This is a genomic window from Paenibacillus paludis (assembly GCF_042610515.1).
Classification (GTDB): domain Bacteria; phylum Bacillota; class Bacilli; order Paenibacillales; family Paenibacillaceae; genus Paenibacillus_AQ.
Genome location: NZ_JBGJZP010000006.1, coordinates 195,794 through 221,873, shown reverse-complemented (window position 1 = coordinate 221,873; position 26,080 = coordinate 195,794). Strand labels below are relative to the sequence as shown.

The 26,080-nt window shown below is 51.1% G+C and carries 23 protein-coding genes and 1 other RNA gene; 2 read left to right on the top strand and 22 right to left on the bottom strand.

Annotated features, from left to right (window positions below; translation table 11 throughout):
- Nucleotides 1-2: 2 nt before the first annotated feature.
- The 5 genes from ACAN56_RS13795 to ACAN56_RS13775 form a co-directional block, all read right to left on the bottom strand.
- A complete protein-coding gene (locus tag ACAN56_RS13795) occupies nucleotides 3-1,154 on the bottom strand; it encodes a cysteine desulfurase family protein (RefSeq protein WP_038595404.1) in 1,152 nt (383 codons plus the stop codon).
- 174 nt (nucleotides 1,155-1,328) lie between these two features.
- Nucleotides 1,329-2,039 (bottom strand): lytic transglycosylase domain-containing protein, encoded by a 711-nt coding sequence (locus ACAN56_RS13790; protein WP_379143447.1) that lies wholly within the window; start codon nucleotides 2,037-2,039, stop codon nucleotides 1,329-1,331.
- A gap of 202 nt (nucleotides 2,040-2,241) precedes the next feature.
- Complete coding sequence (locus ACAN56_RS13785) at nucleotides 2,242-2,643, bottom strand: hypothetical protein (RefSeq protein ID WP_038595406.1); 402 nt, start codon at nucleotides 2,641-2,643, stop codon at nucleotides 2,242-2,244.
- 11 nt (nucleotides 2,644-2,654) lie between these two features.
- Nucleotides 2,655-2,876 carry a DUF1540 domain-containing protein gene (locus ACAN56_RS13780; protein WP_038595407.1) on the bottom strand — a complete coding sequence of 74 codons (222 nt, stop codon included), beginning with the start codon at nucleotides 2,874-2,876 and terminating at the stop codon, nucleotides 2,655-2,657.
- Between the two features lie 304 nt (nucleotides 2,877-3,180).
- Nucleotides 3,181-3,678 carry a YpuI family protein gene (locus ACAN56_RS13775; protein ID WP_038595408.1) on the bottom strand — a complete coding sequence of 166 codons (498 nt, stop codon included), beginning with the start codon at nucleotides 3,676-3,678 and terminating at the stop codon, nucleotides 3,181-3,183.
- A 225-nt stretch (nucleotides 3,679-3,903) separates the two neighbouring features.
- Here ACAN56_RS13775 and ACAN56_RS13770 point away from each other — a divergent pair, with 225 nt between their 5' ends.
- Nucleotides 3,904-5,793: a S8 family peptidase gene (locus ACAN56_RS13770; RefSeq protein WP_038595409.1), complete on the top strand. Its 1,890-nt coding sequence runs from the start codon at nucleotides 3,904-3,906 to the stop codon at nucleotides 5,791-5,793.
- Here ACAN56_RS13770 and pdxR read toward each other — a convergent pair.
- Entirely contained in the window at nucleotides 5,790-7,229 is a 1,440-nt protein-coding gene (gene pdxR / locus ACAN56_RS13765) for a MocR-like pyridoxine biosynthesis transcription factor PdxR (RefSeq protein WP_379143441.1), read from the bottom strand. The two genes, ACAN56_RS13770 and pdxR, sit on opposite strands and share 4 nt — an antisense overlap.
- A gap of 92 nt (nucleotides 7,230-7,321) precedes the next feature.
- Between pdxR and ACAN56_RS13760 the strand changes: the two genes are divergently transcribed.
- Entirely contained in the window at nucleotides 7,322-8,554 is a 1,233-nt protein-coding gene (locus ACAN56_RS13760; protein WP_038595411.1) for an aminotransferase-like domain-containing protein, read from the top strand.
- Between the two features lie 499 nt (nucleotides 8,555-9,053).
- On the opposite strand, the gene rnpB is transcribed toward ACAN56_RS13760, so the two are convergent.
- The 16 genes from rnpB to ACAN56_RS13680 all read right to left on the bottom strand — a co-directional run bounded on the left by rnpB (nucleotide 9,054) and on the right by ACAN56_RS13680 (nucleotide 26,073).
- Nucleotides 9,054-9,468, bottom strand: an RNA gene (rnpB, locus tag ACAN56_RS13755) — RNase P RNA component class A.
- A 62-nt stretch (nucleotides 9,469-9,530) separates the two neighbouring features.
- Nucleotides 9,531-10,646: a Nif3-like dinuclear metal center hexameric protein gene (locus ACAN56_RS13750; RefSeq protein ID WP_038595412.1), complete on the bottom strand. Its 1,116-nt coding sequence runs from the start codon at nucleotides 10,644-10,646 to the stop codon at nucleotides 9,531-9,533.
- Complete coding sequence (locus tag ACAN56_RS13745) at nucleotides 10,622-11,401, bottom strand: tRNA (adenine(22)-N(1))-methyltransferase (protein WP_379143438.1); 780 nt, start codon at nucleotides 11,399-11,401, stop codon at nucleotides 10,622-10,624. Before ACAN56_RS13745 ends, ACAN56_RS13750 begins: the two co-directional genes overlap by 25 nt.
- A complete protein-coding gene (locus tag ACAN56_RS13740; RefSeq protein WP_038595414.1) occupies nucleotides 11,398-12,222 on the bottom strand; it encodes a hypothetical protein in 825 nt (274 codons plus the stop codon). Before ACAN56_RS13740 ends, ACAN56_RS13745 begins: the two co-directional genes overlap by 4 nt.
- A 95-nt stretch (nucleotides 12,223-12,317) precedes the next feature.
- Nucleotides 12,318-13,451, bottom strand: coding sequence for an RNA polymerase sigma factor RpoD (gene rpoD / locus ACAN56_RS13735; RefSeq protein WP_038595416.1), 1,134 nt, complete (start codon nucleotides 13,449-13,451; stop codon nucleotides 12,318-12,320).
- Between the two features lie 40 nt (nucleotides 13,452-13,491).
- Nucleotides 13,492-15,312, bottom strand: a complete 1,821-nt coding sequence (gene dnaG, locus ACAN56_RS13730) for a DNA primase (protein ID WP_038600472.1) — start codon at nucleotides 15,310-15,312, stop codon at nucleotides 13,492-13,494.
- A 39-nt stretch (nucleotides 15,313-15,351) separates the two neighbouring features.
- Nucleotides 15,352-15,825: a YaiI/YqxD family protein gene (locus ACAN56_RS13725; protein WP_038600475.1), complete on the bottom strand. Its 474-nt coding sequence runs from the start codon at nucleotides 15,823-15,825 to the stop codon at nucleotides 15,352-15,354.
- A 180-nt stretch (nucleotides 15,826-16,005) separates the two neighbouring features.
- A complete protein-coding gene (gene glyS / locus ACAN56_RS13720; RefSeq protein ID WP_038595417.1) occupies nucleotides 16,006-18,087 on the bottom strand; it encodes a glycine--tRNA ligase subunit beta in 2,082 nt (693 codons plus the stop codon).
- Nucleotides 18,080-18,967, bottom strand: coding sequence for a glycine--tRNA ligase subunit alpha (gene glyQ, locus ACAN56_RS13715; RefSeq protein WP_038595418.1), 888 nt, complete (start codon nucleotides 18,965-18,967; stop codon nucleotides 18,080-18,082). Before glyQ ends, glyS begins: the two co-directional genes overlap by 8 nt.
- 471 nt (nucleotides 18,968-19,438) lie before the next feature.
- Nucleotides 19,439-20,194 carry a DNA repair protein RecO gene (gene recO / locus ACAN56_RS13710; RefSeq protein ID WP_038595420.1) on the bottom strand — a complete coding sequence of 252 codons (756 nt, stop codon included), beginning with the start codon at nucleotides 20,192-20,194 and terminating at the stop codon, nucleotides 19,439-19,441.
- Nucleotides 20,195-20,230: 36 nt separating this feature from the next.
- A complete protein-coding gene (locus tag ACAN56_RS13705) occupies nucleotides 20,231-20,374 on the bottom strand; it encodes a YqzL family protein (RefSeq protein ID WP_076109086.1) in 144 nt (47 codons plus the stop codon).
- 107 nt (nucleotides 20,375-20,481) lie between these two features.
- Nucleotides 20,482-21,312 (bottom strand): GTPase Era, encoded by an 831-nt coding sequence (gene era / locus ACAN56_RS13700; RefSeq protein WP_231578510.1) that lies wholly within the window; start codon nucleotides 21,310-21,312, stop codon nucleotides 20,482-20,484.
- A 747-nt stretch (nucleotides 21,313-22,059) separates the two neighbouring features.
- The gene (locus ACAN56_RS13695; protein WP_038595422.1) at nucleotides 22,060-22,479 is read right to left on the bottom strand and encodes a cytidine deaminase; all 420 of its coding nucleotides are present in this window, start codon (nucleotides 22,477-22,479) and stop codon (nucleotides 22,060-22,062) included.
- 449 nt (nucleotides 22,480-22,928) lie between these two features.
- Complete coding sequence (locus ACAN56_RS13690; protein ID WP_038595423.1) at nucleotides 22,929-23,324, bottom strand: diacylglycerol kinase family protein; 396 nt, start codon at nucleotides 23,322-23,324, stop codon at nucleotides 22,929-22,931.
- Complete coding sequence (gene ybeY / locus ACAN56_RS13685; protein ID WP_379143432.1) at nucleotides 23,324-23,821, bottom strand: rRNA maturation RNase YbeY; 498 nt, start codon at nucleotides 23,819-23,821, stop codon at nucleotides 23,324-23,326. The genes ACAN56_RS13690 and ybeY overlap by 1 nt, the downstream gene beginning before the upstream one ends.
- On the bottom strand, nucleotides 23,818-26,073 hold the full coding sequence (locus ACAN56_RS13680; RefSeq protein WP_379143430.1) for an HD family phosphohydrolase: 2,256 nt from the start codon (nucleotides 26,071-26,073) through the stop codon (nucleotides 23,818-23,820). Before ACAN56_RS13680 ends, ybeY begins: the two co-directional genes overlap by 4 nt.
- Between the last annotated feature and the right edge of the window lie 7 nt (nucleotides 26,074-26,080).

Here is a 26,080-nt window from a genome sequence, read left to right as displayed (position 1 = left end):
GGTTATCTCATGCCTCCTTCAACAATCTTCAAAGCCTGTACAGCCTTAAGCAGCGCCTGCTCCAGCAGGGCAATATCAGCTTCCGTATGGCTGTCGCCAAGGCTAATGCGGATTCCGCCAAGTGCCGTAGAAACATCCCTGCCCATGGACAGCAGAATCCGGCTCGGCTCGGCCAGCCGCGAAGAGCAGGCCGAACGGGTGGACACGACCATCCCCAGTTCCTCCAGCTTGCGGGCCAGCACCTCCCCCTTCATGCCGGGATAAGAGAAATGGACAATATGCGGAGCTCCGTCCTCCCTGCTGTTGACCTTCAATTCCGGGATGCCTGCCACAAACTTCAACAGCCGGTTGCGCAGCGGAATCATCACATGGTTAAACTGTTCCCTCCGCTCGCCGCTCATGCGGATGGCTTTGGCGGAAGCCACAACCGCCGGCACATTTTCCGTACCGGCGCGGAGTCCGTTCTCCTGGGAGCCGCCAGTCAGCAACGGAAATAGTGTAACCCCTTCTCTTACATACAGCAGCCCTACTCCGCGCGGGCCGCGGATTTTGTGGGGGGACAAGCTGTACAGGTCAGCCTGCCACTCACCCAGTCTTGGCTCAAACCCGCTGTAGCCCTGCACTCCGTCCACATGAAACAGCGTCCGGTGGTTGGCAGCCTTCACCAGCCGTCCGATCTCCAGCAGCGGCTGCACTGTTCCAACCTCATTATTGACATGCATCACGCTGACAAGTACAGTATCCCGGCGCACCGCAGCGGCAATACGGGAGGGCTCAACCATTCCTGAGCTATCCGGTGCTACAAAGGTGACCTCCCAGCCCATGTTTTGCAGCTGCAGGCAGCTCTCATAGACCGAAGGATGCTCTATTTCCGTAGTCACGATATGGCGTCCCCTGCTCTGATACTGCAGAGCTGCGCCTTTTACCGCGAGGTTGTTGCTTTCGGTAGCGCCAGAGGTGAACAGAATTTCCTGCGGCTTCACTCCGAGCGCGGCTGCGCAGACTTCCCTTGAACGTTTGATAAGCCGGTCCGCTTCCGTACCTGCACGGTGCAGCGACGAGGGATTGGCATAATGCTGCTTCATAATCTGCTCCATCGTCTGCACTACTTCTTCATAAGGGGGTGCGGCAGCGGCATAATCCCAGTACAGCATATATCGGATCTCTCCTTTGCTTCTGTGCTGATAAGCTCATGCGCGAGAATATAGAATAACTGATCCGGCTGAACTTATAAAGTCTAGGTGCCTGTACTTTCTTATATCCGGAAAAAAGGATCAAACGGGTCCCGCCACCAGAGTGGTCCAGACGACACCATTTGATCCTTTTTATTATACCCCGTACTCAGCTCGGGCGCGTTCTATTTTGAGAATATAGGCCTGGGTTTCCTTCGGAAGCTGGGTAAGCTTCTCCATCAGCTCCTGGTCACTGTTGACTCCGAGCTTATTTACCCGTCCCGGACCGGCATTATAAGCGGCCAGCGCCATCTTCTCCTGCCCGTCAAAACGCTTCAGCTGATACGATAAATAACGCACTCCGCCGTCAATGCTCTGAGCCGGATCGAAGGGATCGGAAACACCTAGGCCATTCGCCGTGCCATCCATCAGCTGCATCAATCCCTTCGCTCCCGCCGAAGAAACGACATTCGGGTTGAACGAGGATTCCGTATCGATTACTGCCTTGATCAAGTCGACCGGCACACCGTACTTCGTACTGGCCGTCTGAATCAGCTCTTCATAATCGGTAGGCCTGGTTTCCGTTATTTCCCCGGAAATTGCGTTATAAGAATCGCTTGTCCCACCAAGCTGCTGCCACAGCAGACCGCTTAGAGAGGAGCTGTCGCCAAGGGAATTCAGTGCAGTGGCGCTGTCCTTATCCTCCGGCTGCAACGTCCGCTCCTGCAGCAAAGCGGAAAACTCCGCTGACGTTGAACCCGATACTTCACTGGAATTTTTCCCTGTTTCACTTTTGAGGCTTGAACTTCTTAAGTTCACCCATCTTAGTTGCCCAACTCCGCTCCCTGAAGCCGGATTGATCGCCATATTGCACTTTCCTTTCCTTCTGCTGATCCTCTATATAAAATTCCTAACCTTAAAGAAACTCAATTTAAATTTAAAATACGACTTTATTTTACAGTCGAATCATAATAATTGCTATATGCTGACATGAAAAAACAGACTTCAGACCCTCATAGTTAGGTCTAAAAGCCTGTTTTGAATCCATTGCTTCTGGTTTCTTCTTACGCTAGCGGGCAAATGGTATCATGACAAAATAGCTGAGTGTGGATACAATCCCCAGTCCCATTGCCCATGCGCCGGTAGTTTTTTGCCCTTTGGCGTAAGCATAGTACCCAAGTATGGCAGCTACGGGACCAAGAATGACCGACCAGATGAACAAGGAGGCAATCCCGAAGCCCAGCCCGACCCTCCCCATACTTTTACTGCCGGTCTCTGTTTCACTGTGCTCCTTGGTCTCGGCTGTTTTGCCGCCTGTGCTGTGAATATGTGCCGGAAGCGGGCTTACCTCCGCGGCATATTCTTCATTGTGGGTCCGGTCCCGCCGGGGAAAATCCACTCTACGCGGACGCAGGATGATTTTTTTCCTTTCGGATGGGTCAAGTTTGGATTTATCACTGTGTTTGTCCATTTTCAGGCCTCCTAGTTGTTAGGCTTGAAGGTCAGACAGCAGGTCGCGGACGAAGTTCCGGCATGATCATGATGATTGTTAGCCATCATCTCTTCGGCATATTCTTCCTTGAACCCGCTGCCTGCATGCTTGTCGATTTCAATAACGATCTCCTCGGCCCGGCATAAGTTCTGTTCACCCCAATAATGACAGTTGCTCACACTGCATCTTACAAGCGGTTTTGCGGTTGTCATGTGATCACCTCAGGAATCATTATGTCCGTGGAATTTCATCTCTATGCGGTAGACAAGGTGCCAGTCCCCTCCACAAAACCCACAAAAAACACTGTGTCCCAATGCTTTGCAGAAAGCTTAATCAATCAAGTGGAAACGGCTTCGCCGTCCTTTTTAAGGACGGTACCGTTTCAGCGAGAAATAGAAGGATAATTTATCGTGTGAAACATATAAATGCTTAACTTATATTTACAAAAAAGACCGTTCCGCCATGTGTACATGACAGAAACGATCCTTTGAATTTCGCGAAATATGACATAAGATGTTAAACCTGGTTTTGCATACGCTTTTCAGTTAAATAATCATTCTCATAATAATTGAGGTCATCGCGCAGCTCTTCATAGACTTTGGTAATCTCCATAATAATATCACGGGCCGGGCGAACAGGCTTTTTGCGGAAACGGATGGCATCCTGGCCTGTGTAAGCGTAACGGCCGTCCTCGGAGTAACTCTCATTCTTTGGATAAAAGAAATTGTTGACTCCATAATGATATACATTATATAGCGCTTTTTGCGCGAATGCTTCGTCAAATGTGGCGCGGCGCAGGGCAACTCCCAGCTTCTCATAAGACATTTCCGAGAATACCAGCAGGTGGCGGAGATCGGACAGGAAACCTTGATAAAAAGCTACCGTTTCTTCATCTTCTTCGGTTACTAGCTGAGGCAGGGCATGGTTGTTGAGGAATAATTCCATTTTACCGATCACGGATTTAAGTTTTTCTCTCGTCGTTTCACACAATTTCTGCACATTGGCTGCTGACATGGCGAGTGCTCCCCCTTATTAGTCCTTGCTTCTTGTAGTCATTTTCAACTTCTTGTAGTCATTCTACAATAGGTATTGCTTATTTCCCTGTAACTTAATTATTCCTATTACTCTTTTTGATATTAACATAAAACCTTGGGACGCGGTATCCTTTTCTGTGATGCATAAAACGGGCGCTCTCTTCTAAACCTATAGCTATTACGATGCCATGAAGGAGCGGAAAATATGTCCCGTAAAAATTTAACCGTCGCCGGTTTAGTCACCGCTGCGTTCACGGTAGTTCTACTGACGTTTGCGTTGCGGCCTGAAGGAGACGGGAAGCTGAAACAAGCAGCCGTGCCTAATCCCTCACAGGAAAAAACATTCAAGAAAACTTCCCTGGTTCAGGATGTTAAGGCTACAGACCGGCTGAACCGGACCGACGTCGGTAAACACCTAAGAACAATGCTTGCTGATACGCATGGTGCAGCACCCCGAGATATTTCAGCATATGCCAAACGTCTGCAGCAAGGACACGGGCATATCACCATGCTCATCTGGATCGATTTCGTTACCCAGCAAACACACACCTTCAAATCCTCACTGCCGGAGGGCAGCGATCAGGAGAACAAACAGCTGCTGAAGTACCTGAATACGGCAAAATCAGCGATCAGAGGTCATCAATCCTATGAATCCCCTTCCTTCATCATCGGTCAGAAGAAATATTATTTCATGGCTCAGCGTGATCAGGATAGAAAAATTGGTGTCATTGCCCTGATTAATCAGAAGATCCTTGACCGTGTCGCCGATCATCAGCTCAAAAATTTGCGGCTGATCCCTTATCCTAAGGAAGGTAAGTACCGGGTGGAATCGGTTCATGCTGATACGCTGAAGGATATCACAGTCAAGACCGGCCATGATAATGAGAACGCCAGCCATTTCTACGAGAATGAAATCGTCGTACGCTTTAAGAGCGGTCATCTCACTGCAGGACAGATCCAGACTATAACTGCGGACATCCGCTGCAAGGAGCCGCGCAAATTGGGATATGCCTATATTTTCCGTTCGGATAAAATGAACTATGCCGAGCTTAAAACCTACTTCACCTCTAAATGGCAGCCTGAATATACAGAGCCTCACTATATGTATTTAACCAATGAGACTGCAGTCGAAAATACAGGAGCCAGTGTAATTACACCTAATGATCTGCTGTTCTCTACCTACCAATGGAATTTGCCGGCTATTCAAACAGAGCAAGGCTGGAATTTGTCCAAGGGCAGCAAGGAAGTGGTTGTGGCTGTGGTCGATACCGGCGTACAGGCAAGCCATCCGGATCTGCAGGGCCAGCTTCTGGCGGGATATAACGCGGTCGCAAAAGGTTCGACACCGGATGACGATGTGGGGCATGGAACCCATGTAGCCGGCATTATCGGCGCAGTGATCAACAACGAGGAGGGAGTGGCCGGCATCAGCTGGTACAACAAAATCCTTCCAGTCAAAGCGCTGGACAACTCCGGCGCAGGCACCACGTATTCCGTCGCTGAGGGTATTATTTGGGCAGCCGACAACGGAGCCAAGGTGATCAATCTCAGCCTCGGCAACTATGCCGATTCGCAGTTTCTGCATGATGCGATTAAGTATGCCTATGACCGCGATGTCGTTATCGTTTCCGCAGCGGGCAACGATAACACTGAACGTCCGGGATTTCCCGCTGCTTATGAGGAGGTTCTGGCGGTTGCCGCGACTAACGCTAATGGAGAAAAAGCCTCTTTCTCCAATTATGGGGATTACATCGATGTCACCGCACCCGGGGAAAGCATCGCCAGCACCTACCCCGACAACCAGTATGCAGCATTGTCCGGCACCTCTATGGCCAGCCCCCATGTAGCTGCACTCGCGGGACTTGTACGTTCGCTCAACCCGGCGCTGACCAATAAGGAGGTCATGGAGCTGATGATCTCGAACGCCGTCGACCTCGGCGATACCGGCCATGATAAATATTATGGCTGGGGTCAGGTCGACATCTATAGAACACTCCGGGCAGCCGGAGGAAGTGTAGTTCCGCTGCAGCTATTCCCGCAGCATGTCGATCGTCAATTGAAATCCATGCAGCACAGTCTGGAGAACAGCAATTAACGGACAGAGCTGAGATGCTTGTCCAAGAGCTTCAGGAACAGCCGCAGCCCGCGTTCCATATCTGCTTCCTTCATCTGCGAATAACATAGCCGGATATGCCGGGAAGGGACCTCTCCGGAGTAGCAGACATCGCCCGGAAGGAAAGAGATGCCCTCCTGCTCTGCCAGCTCATGCAGCCTGCCGATGCCGCTGGCCGTAGGCAGCTGCAGCCACAAATTCAGCCCGCCCTCAGGCAGATTCCAGGACACTCCCTGAGGGGCATGCTGTTTCAGCAGCTTTGCCGCCTTCTCCATGCGTCCCCGCAACGCGGTTCGCAGTTGCTCTGCGTAAGTCTCATATTTGCGCGCGATGAACGGAAGCACCGCCTTCTGGGTCAGCAGGGGGCTCCCGAGATCACTCGCCGATTTGGCGGCAATCAGCCGGGAGAGAATGTTGCCTCCGGCGGCAACGCAGGCAATTCTGCAGCCTGGGGCAATGACTTTGCTGAAGCTTTTCATGTACACAACATGCCCTTCTGCATCCATCGATTTGATCGAAGGCGGAGGCGGCTTACGGAAATACAGATCACTGAACGGATCATCCTCCACAATGAGACAGCGGTAGCTTCTGGCGAGTTCCAGCAGCCGCTGTCTTCTTGTGATGCTCATCGTGACGCCGCTCGGATTTTGGAACGTAGGATTGGTATAGATTAGCTTCGGCGGTCTCCGGTCGCATTGTTTAGTGAGCACATCCACTTTCATCCCTTCGTTGTCCATGGGCACAAAGATCATCTCCGCCCCCCGGCCGGCAAAAACATCTATAGCCCCCGTATAGCTGGGCGCTTCCAGATACACGGTATCCCCGGGGCCGACAAACGTCCGGGCCACCAGATCAATCCCCTGCTGGGTTCCGCTCGTGATCATTAAATCAGATGAGCGCAGATGGATTCCATGACCTTGCAGATGTCTGCACATCACTTCCCGCAGCTCCAGATCCCCCTGGAAATTGCCGTACGAAGCCATTAGCTCCGGCTGTTCGGTCACAAGCGTTGACATGGTCGCACCGATAGAATCCAGCGGAAGCAGATCACCATGAATCGCTGCCATATGAAAAGGATATTCCACCTTGGAATAATCAAAATTACGCCATAGCTGAGCCCGCGGCAAAAAGTCGTCATACCCGTCCTGCCACCCCGCTCCAGCATCCAGGGACATTCGCGCTCTCTCGGCTACAAAGCAGCCCTTTCCCTGGCTGCAGCTGATATGCCCGTGACTTTCCAATTCAGCATAAGCTTTACTTACCGTTACCTGGCTTACCTTCAGGGAAGATGCCAGATTTCTCACGGAAGGCAGGCGGGCTCCCGGCTGCAGCAATCCCGAAGTGATCCGCTGGGCCATCGTTTCGCTGATTTGCTGCGGCAGAGATTTACTGCCGCTGCGGAGTAAATCAATATGCATCTGCGCTTCCCCCCACTGTTATATTCAACGCTTTACTGTTATACCGCTATGCCGTTATGATACAACAAAATTGTAAAGCGGGGAGCATTTTTATGAAGATCAATTACTCTACGATGACGGAACATCTGGGATCCTCGGCAGTTCGTGAGATTCTGAAGATTACCCAAGGCAAAGACATCATTTCGCTGGCAGGCGGGCTGCCCGCCGAAGACTTCTTCCCGGTGGAAGCTGTTCGTGAGGCTTACAGCCGCGCCCTTGCCGGCGAGACATCGGCACTGCAATACGGTCTGACCGAAGGCTATATTCCGCTGCGTGAGCAGGTTGTGGCCAGGCTGACCCGTCAGGGTATCCCCACCGATATCTCGGAAATGCTCCTCACCACAGGCTCCCAGCAAGCCATCGACCTGCTGTGCAAAATACTGCTTGATCCCGGAGACGCAGTCCTCGTGGAAGCTCCAACTTATATGGCAGCCTTGCAGGTGATGAACTCCTACCGGGCGGACATTCACATTGTTCAGAGCGATGAATCCGGCATGCTGCCGGACCATCTGGAGGAGCAGCTTCGCACACACCGCCCCAAGCTGCTCTATGCCGTCCCTACCTTCAACAACCCCTCCGGGGCCACCTGGAGCAAGGAACGCCGCGAACAAGTTGTTTCCCTGTGCCGACGATATGGCGTGCTGATTCTTGAAGACAACCCTTACGGTGAAATTAAGTTCGACGACTCCGCTGATGCTTATCCTCCATCACTGGCAGCGATCGACAGAAGCTGCGGAGAGGATTCCTGTGTCGTCTACACGGGAACATTCTCCAAGATAGTCGCACCTGCCCTGCGTACCGGCTGGATTATCGGCCCGGCTGAGCTGATCCGGGTAGTTGCCAAAGCGAAGCAGGCAGCCGACCTGCATTCCAGCACCATAGACCAGCGTGCCCTCTATGAACTGCTTCGGGTCTTTGACCTTGAGGGACATATCCGTCTTATCTCCCGCGAATACCACTCACGGATGAAACAGCTCTCAGCCGAGCTGTCGTCGCGCGGCTGGGAAGACGCAAAGTTCGAAGAACCACGAGGCGGGATGTTCCTGTGGCTGAAGCTGTCCACCACTATTAACACTGCCAGGCTGCTTCCATTCGCCGTGGAGCAAGGTGTAGCCTTTGTACCCGGTGAAGTATTCTATTCCGCCAAGCCGGTGAGAAATGCAATGCGGCTTAACTTCACCCATACTCCGCCGGAGCTGGTTCCGCTCGCTGTAGGGCGGCTGGAACAGGCCATCAGCCAGTACTCCCAGAGCCTGGAGACAACGCTCATGCCGACGCTGGAATAACAGAGACCCCGCTGCGTTGCCTGTCAGATATTGTTGCTTCTGCTAGAACAGCCAGCCAGGAATACTCCGGCACGTTAGTGCTTAGTCTGAAGGTAGAATTTCGGAAAAACACTGCTCTTATCCGAAGACTCTACATGATCTGCTTTCGGCACAGACTCCAGAGACCTAATTTGTCAAAAATCAGCTCAATAATGCCTGGTGCGGACTCCAGTGCAGTTATTTAGCAATAGAACCGCTATTAACCTCACTATTTTAGTAAATAACGCCGCCTGAGTCCGCTTCTACGACAAAAAGAGTATTATCGCGTAAATAACGTCACTGAGGTCCGCCAGAGTGATCATCTAAAACAACAAAAAAGATCGTACCGTCCTCGTGCAAACAGGGAGCGATGCGGTCTTTTTCATCTTTGAACTAAGGCGTTAAAAAAGCGGCCTTCCAAAGGAAGGCCGCTGTCTGTCGTATATAATTCACAGTATAACAGTTCATAAGAGTTGTCAGTTAGGAAAGTTTGCCGTAAGCCGGGTTCTGTGCTCGTCGTGGTTCAAACGGGAACTACCCTCCCACCATAAGCGACAATCATCTATCTAGGCCATACATTACTGCACAGCTCCAGCGACCAACCTAGACACGCCTCAGGCGAAGGCTGCTCTTCCGGTTAAGGAAGCGCTGCGTCTCATTAGGTCTTGCTCCAGATGGGGTTTACCAGGAACGAAGTCACCAGCGTTCCTCGGGGTCTCTTACACCTCGGTTCCATCCTTGCCTGTGCCGCCCGAAAGCGGCCATCGGCGGTCCATTTCTGTGGCACTATCCTTCGGCTCGCGCCGACTGGATGTTATCCAGCACCCTGCCTTGTGGAGCCCGGACTTTCCTCCCGCGGCGTCTTCACGCACACCGGCGATTGTCTGTCAAACTTCCCGATCAACATTGTATATTATACAGATTTGCCGCAACCTGCACAAGTGTAAATAAAGGGAATCTACAGGAATTTGAAAGGCTCTGTATCAATCTGCGAAGCATACACCGCTGTGCCGTACTTATGCTCAGCCAGCTTACCCTGAATCCAATCGGCCACTTTCTCCTTCATAATCTTCTCCGCATTATGTCCCGGATCAATTAATGAGATGCCGGCCAAGTAAGCATCTTGAGCCGTATGATAATCGACATCGCCAGTCACCAGTACATCGGCTCCTTTGAAGATGGCGCTGTTATAATACTTCGCCCCCGAGCCGCCCATTACAGCCGCTTTGCGGATGGGGCGGTTCAAATCGCCCACAACACGAACGTGATCGACCTTCAGGCCGGTTTTGACCGTCTCGATAAATTCGCCAAGCGTTGTTGGCTCCTTAAGCTTGCCTACTCTGCCGAGTCCAAGGCTGCGGCCTTTAAGGTCCATGGAATAAAGATCATACGCCACCTCTTCGTAAGGATGAGCTTTAAGCATCGCCTGAACTACTTTATTGCGGATAGACAGCGGCACGATCGTTTCGATGCGGACTTCCTCGGCGCGTTCCATTTTACCCGCTTCTCCAATATAAGGTTGCGAGCCTTCACGCGGAATGAAGGTGCCGTAGCCTTCGATGTTGAAGCTGCAATGGCTGTAGTTGCCAATCCAGCCTGCACCGGCATTCAGGATGGCGTCCAGCACCTTCTGGTGATGATCCTTCGGCACGAATACAACCAGCTTGGACAGCTGCTCGGTATGAATGTCCTTGATCGGCGCACCGTTCTCGATGCCAAGCGCTTCCGCCATCCAATCGTTCATCCCGCCTTCAGCGACATCCAGGTTGGTATGGCTGATATATACGGCAATATCATTTTTGATCAGCTTCTCATAGAGCTTGCCCATCGGTGTTTCGGTCTGTATCCCCTTAAGCGGACGAAAGATAATCGCGTGATGGGCGATGATCAGGTTACAGCCCTGAGCAATCGCTTCGTCCACAATGTCGTCGTTGACGTCCAGTGCAACCAGCACGCCGGTAATTTCTTTCTGCAGGCTGCCCAGCTGAAGGCCGATGTTATCCCATTCCTCAGCCAGATGTTTCGGGGCAAGCTGCTCCATATACCCGATTACAGTTTGTCCTTTGGCGTACATTTCAGCACCTCCGAGATTGTTGTGATCTGTGCCGTGATCCTGCTGCGCTTTTCTTCCGCCGATTCAAGCTCCGAGCGGGACAGTGAAGCCAGAATCCCTTCCAATTTTGCAATCTCACTCTGCCATTTGGCAGTAAATACGGCGTTTGGCGCTTGCAGCAGCCAAGGCCCCATTTGCAGAAGCAGCTCCTTGCTGCATACCATGTTGCCACCGGCAAGCTGCCGTTCATGATAAAGCTGCTCATTTGTGATCCCTGCAGCTTCACCCTCAGGGACCGCCGTCAGTATTTCATATATTTTCCCGTCTTCTTCCAGGATATGCTCTGCTGTAAGCACCCAGTGGTTGTTCAGCAGCCAGCGGCGCAGAATATCCTCGCCCACATTTGGCTGCAGCGCAAGCAGCTTCACACCTGCAAGCTTGCCGAGGCTTTTGCCGCGGTCCAGGATAGCGGCAATCAATGCGCCGCCCATTCCGGCGATGGAGATGCTGTCAGCTTCACCCGGCTCCAGCACTTCGAGACCGTCTCCGCGCCGCACCTCAATCTGTTTGCCCAGACCCGCCTCCGCCACACCTCTACGTGCTGCTTCATAAGGTCCTGGATTGACTTCACCTGCTATTGCAGAGACCGCTTTCCCGCTTCTCAAGGCTGCTACCGGAAGCAGGGCATGATCCGAGCCGATATCGGCAAGTTTGCTGCCTGTTGGAATCTGCTCCAGCACAAGCTGGAGCCGGTTTGATAATTTTACGTTGTTCATGAGGCCACCCACGTTATCCATTTTTTTCGGAAAATAAACAGCAGCGCAAGGCCGGCTGCAATCTTGAATATTAACACCAGCGACACCCATTCCGGATAATCCGGTCTGAGCCACAGCGCATCAATCTCCGGCATCAGCCACAGCGACACTCCGACGCCCAAATATACCCCTGAAACCCCTTTGATCCTGTGGTACAACAACCAGCTCAGCCAGACCATCAGTATGCAGAGCGGCAGCCAGAGCAGCTCAAGCTCCAGGACCGAAGCATCAGGGCGCATTTGGCCGGAGAACCCGGCATAGAGCAGGGCCCAGAAGGCAAACCCGCAATAGTGCAGCAAGCCTATACGCAATGTGAATCCGAGTATCACCCACAATAGGCCGCATCCTGCGATCAGCAGCGGCCGCCAAAAGTCCGCGTTCAGATCATGCAGAGCAATGAGCCAGAGGCCAAATCCTATCGTCAGTACACTGCCAACTCCTGCCAAAACAAGACTGATCATGTGGTTTCGGTCCCGGTAAATAGCCGAGTAACCGTAACAAACAATTAGTACACATAGAGCTGTGGCAAGTTGCAAAGGCCAAGGAAAAACGCTAAAATAAAGACTAATCAAGAAAATCAAGGAAATAATTCCAAAACCAAACAACCATATTTTGATGCTGCCCTGCTGAAGATTTTTCAGCGAGATCGGATTGCTGTCTTTGATCTCCTTCTCATCATCGTAAAGGTTGGTCAAGAAGTCGCAATACTGCTCAGGCAGTAGCTTGCTCCTTCTCCAGTAATGAATTTCTCTTAATATAATTTCTCGTTTTTCCAAATTCAACGGCTAATCCCTCTCTTTTCACACCTTTACTTAGGTGTATCTCAAGATAAAAGGACCTCCTGCCACCGTGCAGCAGAAGGTCCGGTTTATGAAACCTATTCGAGGAAATCTTTAAGCCGTTTGCTGCGGCTTGGGTGGCGCAGCTTACGCAGCGCTTTTGCTTCAATCTGGCGGATCCGTTCACGGGTTACGCCGAATACTTTACCCACTTCCTCAAGCGTTCTCGTCCGGCCGTCATCCAGACCGAAACGAAGACGAAGCACGTTCTCTTCACGCTCGGTGAGCGTGTCCAGCACATCCTCCAGCTGTTCCTTCAGCAGTTCATAGGCTGCTGCATCCGCAGGAGCAAGCGCCTCCTGATCCTCAATGAAATCGCCCAGATGCGAATCATCCTCTTCACCGATTGGTGTTTCCAGGGAAACCGGCTCTTGGGCAATCTTCATGATTTCTCTGACTTTCTCAACCGTCAATTCCATTTCAGCCGCAATTTCTTCCGGCGAAGGCTCGCGTCCAAGCTCTTGCAGCAGCTGACGGGAGACACGAATCAGCTTGTTGATGGTCTCCACCATATGCACTGGAATACGGATTGTCCGCGCCTGGTCGGCGATAGCGCGCGTAATGGCCTGGCGAATCCACCAAGTAGCATAGGTACTGAATTTGAACCCTTTATTGTGGTCAAATTTCTCAACCGCTTTGATCAGACCCATATTGCCCTCCTGGATCAAATCCAGGAACAGCATGCCGCGTCCAACATAACGCTTGGCGATACTGACAACGAGCCGCAGATTCGCTTCGGCCAGCCGGCGTTTCGCTTCCTCATCACCATTTTTGATTCTCATGGCCAGTTCGACTTCATCGTCAGCCGAGAGCAACGGCACACGTCCGATTTCCTTCAGATACATCCGGACGGGGTCGTTAATTTTGATTCCCGGCGGCAGCGACAAATCGTCGTCAAAGCTGAAGTCGTCAGAGTCGCTATTCTCGTTATCCTCGCTCTGGCGGAGCGGTGAACCTTCCTCGTCATTCTCATTTACAACCTCGATACCGAGGTCGCTGAGCTGCTCGTAGAATTCCTCCATCTGCTCGGGGTCTTGATCAAACGGCGACAATTTCTCCATAATATCTTTGTAGTTCAATGATGATCTTTTCTTGCCGTGCTCAATAAGCTGGTCCTTAACCTGATCCAGAGTAAATTCTGCTTCCAGTTCAGTGTGCTGATCGTTCGCCATAATTCGACTCCCTCCTCCCTAGGTACATCCTGTCAATTCCTTATTGTCTCTCTAGGGTTATAATCTCACTTGCAATTTGTGCCGCACGCAAAAAGTCACCGGATTTCTCCGCTTGAATCATTTCTTCGCGTTTTTGCTCCATCCTGCGCTGCAGGGGGTACTTCCTCACTTCACGGATACAATCGTCCAAAACCTGCGTATTCCAATCCGGCGGTGTGTCCATCATGGATATCGCTGTTGCAGTCTTCTCCAGACGATCATCCTGTAGTGATGATAAAAAACGGCTGATGCCGGGTGGTTTGCCTTGCGCATAATAGGCATATAGATAAGCGGCGATTGCCGCATGATCATCGATGTTGAACTCTTCTCCGAGGCGTTCGCCTACATAAGTAGCAGCTTCCGGGTCCTGAATCATAAAGGATAGCAGGCGCCGTTCCGCAACATGATAAGCGGGCAGTAAAGTAGGTGTCTGCACTTGCCCTTTTTTATGCCTACCATTATTCCACCTTTTATCGTTATTATCCCCTTCGGGGATGTTTTTTTGCATCGACGCCCGCAGCAAGTTGCAATCCTGCTTTAAGCTATCATATGACAGCTCCAGCTCTGAGGATATTTCCCGCAGATAAACTTCACGCTCGGTCGAAGATTGCAGTGATGCAATAATCTCCAATGCCTCCTTGACATAGGCGATTTTGCCGTCTTCCTCTAGGAGTATATGGTTTTTTTTCAGATATATAAGCTTAAATTTTATGGATGATACCACCGAATCCATCACCTGTTCCTTGAATCTGTCCCCGCCGTGACGGGAGATAAATTCATCCGGATCCAGACCGCTCGGCAGCACGGCAACCTTCACCCGCAGATCATTGCTTTCCAGCATCGGGATCGCCTTCATCGCTGCAGCTTGTCCCGCCCGGTCGCCATCGTAGGCAAGAACAATCTCGTCAGCCAGACTTTTCATCAGGGCTACATGTCCCTCAGTCAGCGAGGTTCCCATGGTAGCCACGCCGTTATGCACACCTGCTTCCCAGGCCGAAATGACATCGCCGTATCCTTCGAAGAGGACGATTTGCCGCGTTTTGCGGATGGATGCTTTGGACTGGTGCAAATTGTACAGAATCCGGCTTTTGTTAAATAGTCTGCTCTCCGGGGAATTCAAATATTTCGGCTGACCTTCCCCAAGAATTCTTCCGGCAAAAGCGATGGTCTTGCCTGTGCGGTTCGCAATCGGAAAAATAACGCGCCCGCGAAAACGGTCGAGATACCCTTTGCCCTCGCCCCTGGCAGACAACAGCCCGCCCTTTTCCATTTCAGCAAGATCAAAATTCCGTTTCTCCAGAAACTGCAGCAGGGTGTCCCATCGGTCTGGAGCATAGCCGATTTGAAACTGGTCGATCATTTTATCACTGAAGTTCCGGGATCTTAAATAATTCATTGCGGCAGTGCCGTATTCCGTGTTCTTCAGCAAAAAATGATAAAATTTGGCCGACAACTCATAAGCCTGTATCAGCCGGTCCCGCTCAGGATCGGGAGGAGATAATGTGCCTCCTTTGCCTTCGGGAATAGCAATATCGCTTTCTTCCGCCATTATTCTGACTGCTTCGGGGAAGGATAACCCTTCGATTTCCATCCTGAATTTGATGGCATTTCCGCCCATACCACAGCCAAAGCAATGAAAAACTCCCCGGTCCGGGGTTACGGTGAAGGAAGGGGATTTCTCCGAATGGAACGGGCAGAGGCCCCATAAATATTTCCCCTGCTTGGACAAATGGACAACCTTACCGACGGTATCGACAATGTCATGCCGCGCCAGCACGCTCTCGATAACTTCTTCTGGAATATTACCGTGTCCGCTAGCCACTTCAACCACCTTCATCTCTTAACAAATAAATATAATTCGCTATAGCTCCACATTCTCCTGCAAAATTGTTAAAAGTTTTGTCAGTTTATGTTGAAAATTCATTTTTTCCTCTGCGGTGATGGCTTTTGGACCCTTGGAATAGTGCCCCCGCCTGCGTTCCACCGCACTGGCATGCCTGCTCTCCAGCATAAAATCCATGTTGGAATTGTCATATTCCTGTCCCCGGTTAGAGAGCACCTTGCAACGTTTGCCGAGCGCAAGTGCCGCCAGGCCGTAATCCTGTGTAATGACTACATCTCCAGCAGAAACATGATTGGCAATATACAGGTCTGCACTGTCTGCGCCGCGGTCCACCTGCACCACAGTAACACCTTCTTCAGCTTGCAGCACATGGTCAAAAGAAGAAACCATCAATACCGGAATGCCGAAAGAACGGGCTACAGCAACGATTTCCTTCTTGACCGGGCACGCGTCCCCGTCGACTACAATTGTTCTTTCTTGGGATCTCAACATGACATCACCAAATTCCCGTGTAATATATATACGCTTTGCCAAACGAAAAATCCTTCTTTGATAAAGCATAAATACGGAACGAATGTCAACTTACGCATTGGCACCGTTCCGTATATTTATACCCTAAACCATCGATCTATACCATAAAAATCACAAACATTACTTGAATGCTGCCGGGTTTTACCAAACCAGCTTACCGAAATCGGCAAAAGATTTGGAGTCGGCATCAATGCCGGCCAGCAGCGCAAGACGGTTCGCACGTATTCCCTCATCTTCAGCCATAACCATTACGGAATCGAAGAACCCGGTAACGGCATCCTTAAGGCCGGAAAGAATCCGCAGCGCTTCAGCTGCATTTCGGGCAGTGAGCGCTTCATGATACGGCGTGTGAATACCCTGCCATGTTTCGTACAGCTTAAGCTCAGCCTCTTCTTTCAGCAATGAAGGCTCAACCACAATGCCTTCCGGCGCCTTCGCTGCCAGATTGCTGATACGAGTCAGCGAATCCACAGTGATCTTGAAATCAGCGACTTCATTCACAGCATCGGTAAGCGCACGGCTTCTGCCTACAACAGCGACAATGTCATCAAAACCAGCGGCAGTCACTGCATCCACCACATCGTAGCGGATATTGTCGTCGGACAAGAGTCGTTTTACGCGCAGACCGAAGAACTCGTAAAGGTTTATACGCAGTTCAGGGGCAAAATGTTTCTCTGTGCGCAAATTTTCATGAATTTCCAAAGCCGCAGCGAAAATTTCCTGCAAAGAGATTGGCAATTGATGCTCCAGCACCATCTGCACGATGCCTGCCGCCTGGCGGCGAAGCGCGTAAGGGTCTTGTGAACCGGTCGGAATAATACCGATGGAGAAGCAGCCCACGATCGTATCGATTTTATCGGCCAGGCTGACTATAAGACCAGCTTGCGTAGAAGGAACTGCATCTCCGGCAAAACGCGGCTGATAATGCTCAAAAATACCTTTTGCCACATTTTCCGCTTCTCCCGCTTTGCGAGCATAATCTTCACCCATTGTGCCCTGAAGCTCAGGGAACTCATAGACCATCTGCGTCACCAGATCGAATTTGCAAATATCGGCCGTACGGCTGACTTCAGCCGCGGTATCTGCGGACAGCCCCAGCTTCGCAGCGAGCTTGTCAGAAATGGCCCGGATGCGGCGGACCTTATCGCCAACGCTGCCCAGCTCTTCGTGATACACGATTGATTCCAGCTTAGCCAGCGCATCGCTGATCTGCATTTTCTGATCTTCCCCATAGAAGAACTTCGCATCCGATAGGCGGGCACGCAACACCTTTTCGTTCCCCTTGGCAATGACGTCCAGCGATTCTGCATTTCCGTTACGCACGGTAACGAAGAACGGCAGGAGTGTGCCTGCGCTATCTAAGACCGGGAAGTAACGCTGATGCTCGCGCATTGAAGTTATCAGCACATCCTGCGGAATGTTCAAGAAGGAAGGATCGAATGTGCCAAACAGCACAGTCGGTGTTTCTACCAGGAACAGCACTTCCTCCAGCAGATCTTCTTTGATGGCAATTGTCCAGCTTTTCTCTGCTGCCAGCTTGTTGATCTGGTTCAGAATCAGCTCTTCGCGTTCCTTCACATCAACCAGCACGTGCTGCGCACGCATAGCTTCCACATAATCTGCAGGTTCAGCAATAACAACATTCGTTCCAAGGAAACGGTGGCCACGGCTGGTATTGCCTGCTTTAACCCCTGTAATTTCCAGATCAATGATCTCTTGCCCAAACAAGGCAACCAGCCAGCGGATCGGACGGACAAATTTAAAATCATACGCTCCCCAGCGCATATTTTTCGGAAAGGTCATCGAGCTGACAATGCCGCTGAGTCCTTCGGACAATAGCGAGGAAGTATTTACACCTTCACTGTTTTTGGTGGCGTAGATATACTCCACTCCGGCCAATTCTTTAAAGGTAAACTGCTCCGTCGACACCCCTTGGCTGCGGGCAAAGCCGAGTGCGGCCTTGCTCCACTCGCCGCTCGCGTCCAACGCGATTTTACGAGAAGGGCCCTTCACCTCTTCGCTGATATCCTCTTGCCTTTCGGCAGCATCCTTCACCAGAACCGTAAGGCGGCGCGGTGTTGCATATGCGTTGACTCCGCCATGGGAAATACGCGAAGCTTCCAGCCATTTAGTTGTTCTGTCTTTCAACTGCTCCATCGCAGCGCGGATGAAGCGTGCAGGTACCTCTTCCAAACCGATCTCGAACAATATATCTTTAGACAAGGTCAGCACCTTCTTTCTTCAGCAGCGGGAAGCCAAGCTTCTCGCGTTCCTCAAGATATGTCGCCGCAACGGTACGGGCCAGATTCCGCACCCGCGTAATAAAGCCCGTGCGTTCGGTAACGCTGATCGCTCCGCGTGCATCCAGAAGATTGAAGGTATGCGAGCATTTCAGCACATAATCGTAAGCCGGAAACACCAGATGGTGCTCCATAGCTCTGCGTGCTTCCTCTTCGTAGGTATTAAAGAGTGTGAACAGCATTTTGACATCGGAGACTTCAAATGTATAGGTGGAGTGCTCAACCTCAGGTTGATGGAATACATCACCATAGGTCATGCCGTCCACCCATTCCAGATCAAACACATTTTCTTTCTTCATGATGTTGGAAGCCAACCGTTCCAATCCGTATGTGATCTCAACAGCAACCGGTTTGGTCTCAATTCCTCCGACTTGCTGGAAGTAAGTAAACTGAGTAACCTCTTCGCCGTTCAGCCATACTTCCCAGCCAAGGCCTGCACAACCCAGCGACGGATTCTCCCAGTTATCTTCGACAAACCGGATATCATTCAGCAGCGGATCTACGCCAAGCGCCTTCAGGCTTTCCAGATAAAGCTCCTGTATGTTGTCCGGTGAAGGCTTGATGATCACCTGGAACTGGTGATGCTGGTACAGGCGGTTCGGGTTCTCGCCATAACGTCCATCCGATGGACGGCGGGAAGGCTCAACGTAAGCTACTTTCCACGGCTCCGGTCCAAGCGAACGCAAAAACGTCATGGGGTTCATCGTGCCCGCCCCTTTTTCCGTATCATACGGCTGGACGAGAATACAATTCTCTGCTGCCCAGAACTGCTGCAGTGTCAAAATCATCTGCTGAAAATTCATACTACCGACTCCTTCGCTTACAAGTTTTTGGCACGCTGTGCCTTGAAGCTCTTGCTCCTGCGCGATGGAGGCGGCACTCTTTTATACTTGCGGCGATACAGGATTCTTGGCTAATATCCTCACCACAAGGCAAAAAAGCTCCCGCCCCCATGCCTGATATACAGACATAGGGACGAGAGCTTAACTTATTCTCCCGCGGTTCCACCCTACTTGATTACGCATCCGGTAACCGGCCAATAAAGCAGGCCACATCCGATGAGCGCAATCCACTTTTCATTCTGCCGTTACCGTACTCCCGGGTGCCGTGTTCATGAACCTTGTCCCGCCAGGCTTCCACTATCCCCGGCTCGCTTAAGCGACAAATTTGCCCATTACTTTCCCGATCACTGTACGTCTCCAAATGTCAGAGCAACAACGGCTGTATACAACAAGAAGAAACTGTCACCATAGTAACGGAAAATTTGGATTTCGTCAAATATCATATTTGTCGAGCTGATCAAGAAACCCTTGCGACTTCAGCTTCAGCCCAAGCTGCATGTCCATAAAGGCACGCATAATCTTTTTAAGTTCTGCGCGGGTGCCTTCCTTCACGTCGACATTTCCAAGCCGGGTTAAATCAAGTGCAGCGAATAAACGCAGCAGCTTCAGCGCCCGCGGAGAAATCTCCATGGCTGGAGGATCATTATGCCTGCAGCTGCGGCAGAGCACCCCGCCGAGACGGGGGCTTATTCTGAGTTCTTCATCAGGTTTGTCCAACCCGCATACGACACAGGCATCCAGCTCCGGACCATATCCGGCCGCCTGCAGTATTTTCATCTCAAAAACATTTATAATGACGCCGGGTTCCTTGCCGTCCTCAAGTGCATTCAAGCAGGCTGAAAGCTGGCGGAACCAAAAGCTTCCCGTCTCCTCATCATGCAGCACACGGTCAAGCAGCTCGCAGGCATATGAAGCATATGCCGCTTTGAACAAATCCCCGCGCAGCGGATGGTGAGACTGTGTAATTTCCCCGGCATTTAATGTACCCAGTCCCCCGTTGTTGCGGAAAAACACAAATTCCCCTACAGTGAACAGCTGGATCAGGGCAGCATGGCGGCTTTTGACCTTCTTGGCGCCACGCACCAGAACGCCTACTTTGCCGGCGTTCTCGGTGCAAAGCGTAATAATCGCGTTCCCCTCGCCGTAGTCCATGCTGCGGATGACGATCCCTTCCACCCTGTGTAGCATGCCTCTTCCCCCAACCATTCGGCAAGCAACCAGTCCTTATTGCGCTTCTTCATCAAGGGCCTTCTCTTCCTCTGCAAGCAGCAGTCCGCCTTCATCCAGCGGATCTACGGCTTCCCTGTACAGCAGATAAGCATCGACATCTCCAGTCATTGCAAAATACTTCCACGAAAAGTCTCGCATTCGTATTCATCCTTTCTTCGGAAACACGATGTCTCTTCAGAAATAGGATGTGCGATGTGCCAGGTTCTATCCTTGCAATTCCTGCCAAGAAGCTGCGGAGCCCAAGATTAAAGGTCTTTATGGAAGCCCAAATCCCGCAGTACGCGGTCCTGATTGCGCCAGTCTTTTTTCACTTTTACCCATAGCTCCAGAAAAATCTTCGATCCCAGCAGGTTCTCGATATCCGTACGGGCGCGCCGGCCCACTTCTTTCAGCAGCGCACCCTGCTTGCCGATAATGATCCCCTTCTGGGAATCGCGCTCCACAAAAATAACGGCGGAAATATGCACAACTCCATTGGGTTCTACACTCATATCCTCGATGGCCACCGCAATGGAATGCGGCACCTCTTCGCGGGTCATATGGAGAATCTTCTCGCGGATCAACTCCGCGCAGACGAACTGCTCCGGATGATCGGTAATTTGATCGTCGGGATAATACTGCGGACCTTCCGGCAAATATTTCGCCACCTGATCCAGCAGGGTATTCACATTGTTGCCCAGCTTGGCGGAGATCGGCACGATTTCGGCAAACTCATGCAGCTTGTTGTACTGTGTAATCAGCGGCAGCAGCGCTTCCGGCTCGATCTTGTCAATTTTGTTCATCACCAGAATAACCGGTGTCTTGATACTGTGTAATTGCTCGGCGATAAAGCGGTCGCCGCCGCCGAGTCCTTCGGATGCGTCCACCAGAAACAGCACGGCCTCCACTTCATGCAGCGTGCTCATCGCCGTCTGGTTCATGTAGTCGCCCAGCTTGGATTGTCTTTTATGGATACCCGGCGTGTCCAAAAATACGATCTGCGAGTTGTTGGCAGTGTAAACCCCGTGGATTTTGTTTCTGGTTGTCTGCGGCTTGTCCGACATGATGGCAATTTTTTGGCCAATCACCTGGTTCATAAGTGTCGATTTGCCTACGTTCGGTCTGCCGATAATGGCGACAAACCCTGATTTGAATTTCAATATAATCTTCCTTCCTTTTTCAAAAACGTTAAAAACTGTTTCAAAAGCTTTTTTCGATCCCCCTAAATCCCCCTTAGCCAAGGGGGACCCCAAGGGCTCCAGCCCTCTGGACACCCGGAATGGGATGGCACAGTTAGGATCGGCGCTTGGAATAGGCGGCGTGCTTGGAGCGCTTTCGTTCCCTGCGGGAACACGCTTGGACGGCTGAGCGGGAAAGCTAGTCAACTGTTTGTTCGACGCCGGTGCGGATAAATTAGTTAGCTGCATATGCGGCAGTGCAGCGGTAAAGCTGCTTGTTCGGCGATGGAACAGATAACTCATACTTCTACGGCTTTTTGGACAATCCTTCGGTTTAATCAGTTTAATTGTATTTTGTACAGTTAAATCCCCTTGAATCGTTACCTCTATGATTTTAGCTGCATTAAGTACAATTAAAATTGGCAAAAACCGCTGTTTGGAGCCATTATGCTGATTTTAGTTGCAGGTTATACAACTAAACACATATCTTGCAAAAAACAGGTTAGTTTAGCTGTACAAAATACAACTAAACTAGGCAAGCGTAACGGGAAAGGCAAAATGAGCTTCCGCCACACATTTGTTCTGCAATTGCCGCAAACGTCAACCCTCCCGCTCTGCCACCATTCCAAGTTAATAACGCTGTAAACAAGGTTACCTATCAAATATCTACTCAGGAGCCTGGCCCTGCTCCAGATCGTCCGGACCGAAAGCGCCCGGGAGCAGGTCACGCACGGTAGTCTCCACGATATCGCCTTTCATGTTCCCGAGGATGACCTTCATGTCGGGACCGCATAGTTCCACCATCACCTGCCGGCAGACACCGCAGGGTGATACGGGGCCATCGGTATCCGCAACAACCGCGATCGCCTGGAAGCTGCGGGCTTTATGGCCGTCCGCGATGGCGCGGAACATCGCAGTTCGCTCCGCACAGTTGGTCGGCCCGTAAGCAGCATTCTCAATATTGCAGCCATGGTGGACATGGCCGTCCTGATCCAGCAGCGCAGCACCGACGCCAAAGCGGGAATAAGGTATATAGGCACTAGTTCGTGCCTTTATCGCTTCTTGAAGAAGTAGCGCAGAATCCATAGTGATCCTCCTAAAAGTTTTGTAAGCATAGACTTCATTGAGCAACTTCGGACAAAACTTGCTTCGGAAGCATAACCCTAAGTTTTGTAAGCATAGACTTCATTGAGCAACTTCGGACAAAACTTGCTTCGGAAGCATAACCCTAAGTTTTGTAAGCATAGACTTCATTGAGTAACTTCGGACAAAACTCGCTTCGGAAGCATAACCCTAAGTTTTGTAAGCATAGACTTCATCGAGCAACTTCGGACAAAACTTGCTTCGGAAGCAAATAACCCTAAGTTTTGTAAGCATAAATTTCATTGAGTTGATTCGGGCAAAACCGTTTCCCCTACACACCATTAAATTTGTTCAACATACAGGATTCTTACTGCGAGAAGTATGGGTCTAACCAAAGATGGCGGAGCGCAAAACGCCGATCCGCCTCTCCCCGAGCTGAAGTTGTAAACTGATTATGACATAAGTCCAGTGATCCAGTCCATCACCGGATGATAAAAAACATAGATTCCCGTAATCACAGCAAACACCGCCGTAAGCAGCACAGCACCTGCGGCGGTATCTTTGGCAGTCTTGGCCAGGGGATGAATCTCCGGTGAGACCAGATCAACCGTCGCTTCAATAGCCGTATTCAGCAGCTCAGCGGTCAAAACGAGCGTAATTGCCAGCAGCAACAGCATCCAGCTTGCCGCAGGAAGTCTGAATACGGCGGCAGCGGCAAGCACAAGAACAGCCAAGCCGCTATGTACCTTCATATTCAGTTCGGATTTGAACGCTCCGGCAATGCCCTGCGCTGCAAATCGAAACGAATGCCAGAACTTTTTGTGGCCTACCGCCGTATTTTTGACCATTAGCGTGTTAACCCGACCTGAGCCAGCACATGCTCCTGCTTGGACATCATTTCGGTCTCAGAAGCAGCATCCTGATGATCGTAGCCCAGCAGATGCAAAAACCCGTGCACAAACAGGAAACCCAGCTCACGCTCCAGGGAATGGCCATATTCCAAAGCCTGCTCCTGCGCGCGGGTGACAGAGATAATGATATCTCCGAGCACATTCGGCACATCTTCAAGCTCTTCATTCTCATCTTGTCCGTATATAATTTCCAGCTCATCTTCGCCGGTTTCGTTCATGGCAAAGGAAAGCACGTCCGTCGGACGGTCAATTCCCCGGTATTCCCGATTGAGCTCATGGATCCGTTCATTATTAACGAAGGTAAGATCCACCTCGCCGCCCTCAATACCTTCTGCTTCACCCGCTTTTTGCAAAATGCGCTCCAGCAGGGATATTAGCTCGTCATTAATCTCGTGTTCTTCCTGTTCATTGCTCCAAGCGATTGCAAGACTCATGTATTTACGGCTCCTTCCTCTTTTTTAGGTTTCTTCACATCCTCCGGATATTCGATCCGGGAATGAAAAATCCCCATAACCGTTTCTTTCAACGTCCGGGCGATAATATCCAATTCCTTAATCGTCAGATCACACTCATCGAATTGATGGTCATCCAGCCGGCTTTTGATAATCTTCTCGATCATCGTCTCCACCTGCACAACTGTCGGCTTGCGAAGTGAACGTACAGCAGCCTCCACACTGTCGGCGATTCCGACAACTGCAGATTCCTTCGACTGCGCCTTCGGCCCCGGATAACGGAAATCCTCTTCCGTGAAATCAGGCTCCACACCCTTCTCTTCGGCCAGCTTCAATGCTTTATGATAAAAATAGTGCAGAAATGTCGTGCCGTGATGCTGTTCGGCAATGTCGCGGATCGGTTTGGGCAGCTTGTACTCCTTCTGCATCTCCACCCCGTCGCGGGCATGGGCCACGATGATTGATTTACTCAGCTTCGGTTCAATCGAATCATGCGGATTCTCCATGTTGTTCTGGTTCTCGATAAAATAAAACGGCCGCTTTGTCTTGCCGATATCATGATAATAGGAGCCTACGCGGCAGAGCAGCCCGTCCGCCCCGATCGCCTCCGCCGCAGCTTCTGACAGATTGCCGACCATTACACTGTGATGATAGGTTCCGGGCGTTTCTGTAAGCAGCTTGCGCAGCAAAGGATGATTCGGATTCGACAGCTCTACCAGCTTGAGTGCCGATAGAATGCCAAAGGTAGCCTCGAAGAAAGGCATTAGGCCGATTACCAGCACCGCGGTCAGCAGACCGCTGGCAAAGGCAAAGCCGATAGCGTACAGTGTCTGCGTCTGATTCCAGTCTCCGCCGCTCAGCAGCGTCAGCATAAACACAGCCACACAACCGAACAGGGACACCATGATCCCGCCTTTCAGCAGCGTAGAGCGCTGCCCGGCGCGGTGGGTGGCGAAAATTGCCACATAGGAAACAATAAGCGCAAAAAAGCCGAAGTTGAAATCAAATACCGTATTCTGCTGCACATTCAATATAATACTGGATAGAATACTGAACAGGATGGAACAGAAATAAGCCAGCGTCATATCCAGCAGCATTGCGATCAGCATAGCGCCAATGGCTACCGGAGCCAGGAACCCGACATAAGACCGGACATCGGTCTGTAAAAACGCGGCAAGCCGCATCGAGATGATCGTAATAATAAACACCAGCACCAGCATAAGCAGCTGGGAATTATTGTACTTGAAGCCGGAGGTCCCCCCGGTATAACGGATGAACATCAGCAGACCGGCGGAGAGCATAGCTGACAGCAGGAACAGGCCCAACTGCGGCCAATAATTGACCTCATTGCTCAGCAGGCCGCTCTCATCCAGCAGTGCGTACAACTCAGGTGTAATATAATCCCCTTTAGCTACAAGCACATCCCCCTGCTCAATGAACACATCCGGCGTGTTCTCGCGGGCCTGCACCTTAGCTTCCTTGGTAGCTTCCTCATCGTAAAACTTATTGCTCGTGATCACCAGCCGCACCAGCTCCTGCACCACCTCACGGGCTGTGCGCTGGCTTAGCGAGCTGACGCTGACCTGCTCCGCTACCTTCGCGCGCGCAGTCTGGGCATCCACAATCTGGTCGTTCATCAGCTTGGTGACAATATCCCGGGCAACCGGCTTCATCTCGATGATGTCCTGGGAGGTCAGCCGCGGAATTTTGATATAAGTCTCTTCCGGGATGACGTAGGTCTGCTCTTTGATGACGGACTGCATCTCATCAAGCAGTGTAGTGGAATACGTGCCGGAGTTACGGCTCGAATTCACAAAGTTCACGATAAAATCATTGGCCCGCTGCGGAATGACATCCTTGTAAATGTCGGTCTTCTCACTTTGTGAAATCAGATCATCCTGATTGAGCCGGTCTATCCGGTCTAGCAGCAAGGTTACCAGATTATCGAGCCTCATCGGAATAATCTCATACCTGTTCTGCACAGTCTCAGCAGCTGCTTCCTGAGCCTTCAGCGTAGCCTTGCTGTCGAGTATTTGCTTCGGTGCAGTAATTTCCTTGGCGCTTTTGGTGTTTTCTTTAATGTCATAGCGTTTAGGCAGCAAATCAGACGAGAGGCTGAAGTAGAAAACAATCCCCAATAACAGGAAAAGAGCATAGCGCGTCGCCGCGCTATACTTCCAGCCGTTGTTGCTATATACAAATCCGCTTAATTTCGATGGTTGCTTTGAGGCCATGGAGACA

What these genes read in the sequence shown, in the direction of transcription:
- ACAN56_RS13745 (WP_379143438.1), bottom strand. Translation starts at nt 11,401, where the DNA reads ATGAACAACGTAAAATTATCAAACCGGCTCCAGCTTGTGCTGGAGCAG.
- ybeY (WP_379143432.1), bottom strand. Translation starts at nt 23,821, where the DNA reads ATGAGTCTTGCAATCGCTTGGAGCAATGAACAGGAAGAACACGAGATT.
- ACAN56_RS13680 (WP_379143430.1), bottom strand. Translation starts at nt 26,073, where the DNA reads ATGGCCTCAAAGCAACCATCGAAATTAAGCGGATTTGTATATAGCAAC.
- ACAN56_RS13790 (WP_379143447.1), bottom strand. Translation starts at nt 2,039, where the DNA reads ATGGCGATCAATCCGGCTTCAGGGAGCGGAGTTGGGCAACTAAGATGG.
- ACAN56_RS13705 (WP_076109086.1), bottom strand. Translation starts at nt 20,374, where the DNA reads ATGCGAGACTTTTCGTGGAAGTATTTTGCAATGACTGGAGATGTCGAT.
- ACAN56_RS13690 (WP_038595423.1), bottom strand. Translation starts at nt 23,324, where the DNA reads ATGGTCAAAAATACGGCGGTAGGCCACAAAAAGTTCTGGCATTCGTTT.
- ACAN56_RS13785 (WP_038595406.1), bottom strand. Translation starts at nt 2,643, where the DNA reads ATGGACAAACACAGTGATAAATCCAAACTTGACCCATCCGAAAGGAAA.
- ACAN56_RS13770 (WP_038595409.1), top strand. Translation starts at nt 3,904, where the DNA reads ATGTCCCGTAAAAATTTAACCGTCGCCGGTTTAGTCACCGCTGCGTTC.
- ACAN56_RS13725 (WP_038600475.1), bottom strand. Translation starts at nt 15,825, where the DNA reads ATGTTGAGATCCCAAGAAAGAACAATTGTAGTCGACGGGGACGCGTGC.
- ACAN56_RS13750 (WP_038595412.1), bottom strand. Translation starts at nt 10,646, where the DNA reads ATGTACGCCAAAGGACAAACTGTAATCGGGTATATGGAGCAGCTTGCC.
- era (WP_231578510.1), bottom strand. Translation starts at nt 21,312, where the DNA reads ATGAACCAGGTGATTGGCCAAAAAATTGCCATCATGTCGGACAAGCCG.
- ACAN56_RS13695 (WP_038595422.1), bottom strand. Translation starts at nt 22,479, where the DNA reads ATGGATTCTGCGCTACTTCTTCAAGAAGCGATAAAGGCACGAACTAGT.
- rpoD (WP_038595416.1), bottom strand. Translation starts at nt 13,451, where the DNA reads ATGGCGAACGATCAGCACACTGAACTGGAAGCAGAATTTACTCTGGAT.
- ACAN56_RS13780 (WP_038595407.1), bottom strand. Translation starts at nt 2,876, where the DNA reads ATGACAACCGCAAAACCGCTTGTAAGATGCAGTGTGAGCAACTGTCAT.
- recO (WP_038595420.1), bottom strand. Translation starts at nt 20,194, where the DNA reads ATGCTACACAGGGTGGAAGGGATCGTCATCCGCAGCATGGACTACGGC.
- ACAN56_RS13775 (WP_038595408.1), bottom strand. Translation starts at nt 3,678, where the DNA reads ATGTCAGCAGCCAATGTGCAGAAATTGTGTGAAACGACGAGAGAAAAA.
- glyQ (WP_038595418.1), bottom strand. Translation starts at nt 18,967, where the DNA reads ATGAATTTTCAGCAGATGATTTTGACACTGCAGCAGTTCTGGGCAGCA.
- ACAN56_RS13795 (WP_038595404.1), bottom strand. Translation starts at nt 1,154, where the DNA reads ATGCTGTACTGGGATTATGCCGCTGCCGCACCCCCTTATGAAGAAGTA.
- pdxR (WP_379143441.1), bottom strand. Translation starts at nt 7,229, where the DNA reads ATGCATATTGATTTACTCCGCAGCGGCAGTAAATCTCTGCCGCAGCAA.
- ACAN56_RS13760 (WP_038595411.1), top strand. Translation starts at nt 7,322, where the DNA reads ATGAAGATCAATTACTCTACGATGACGGAACATCTGGGATCCTCGGCA.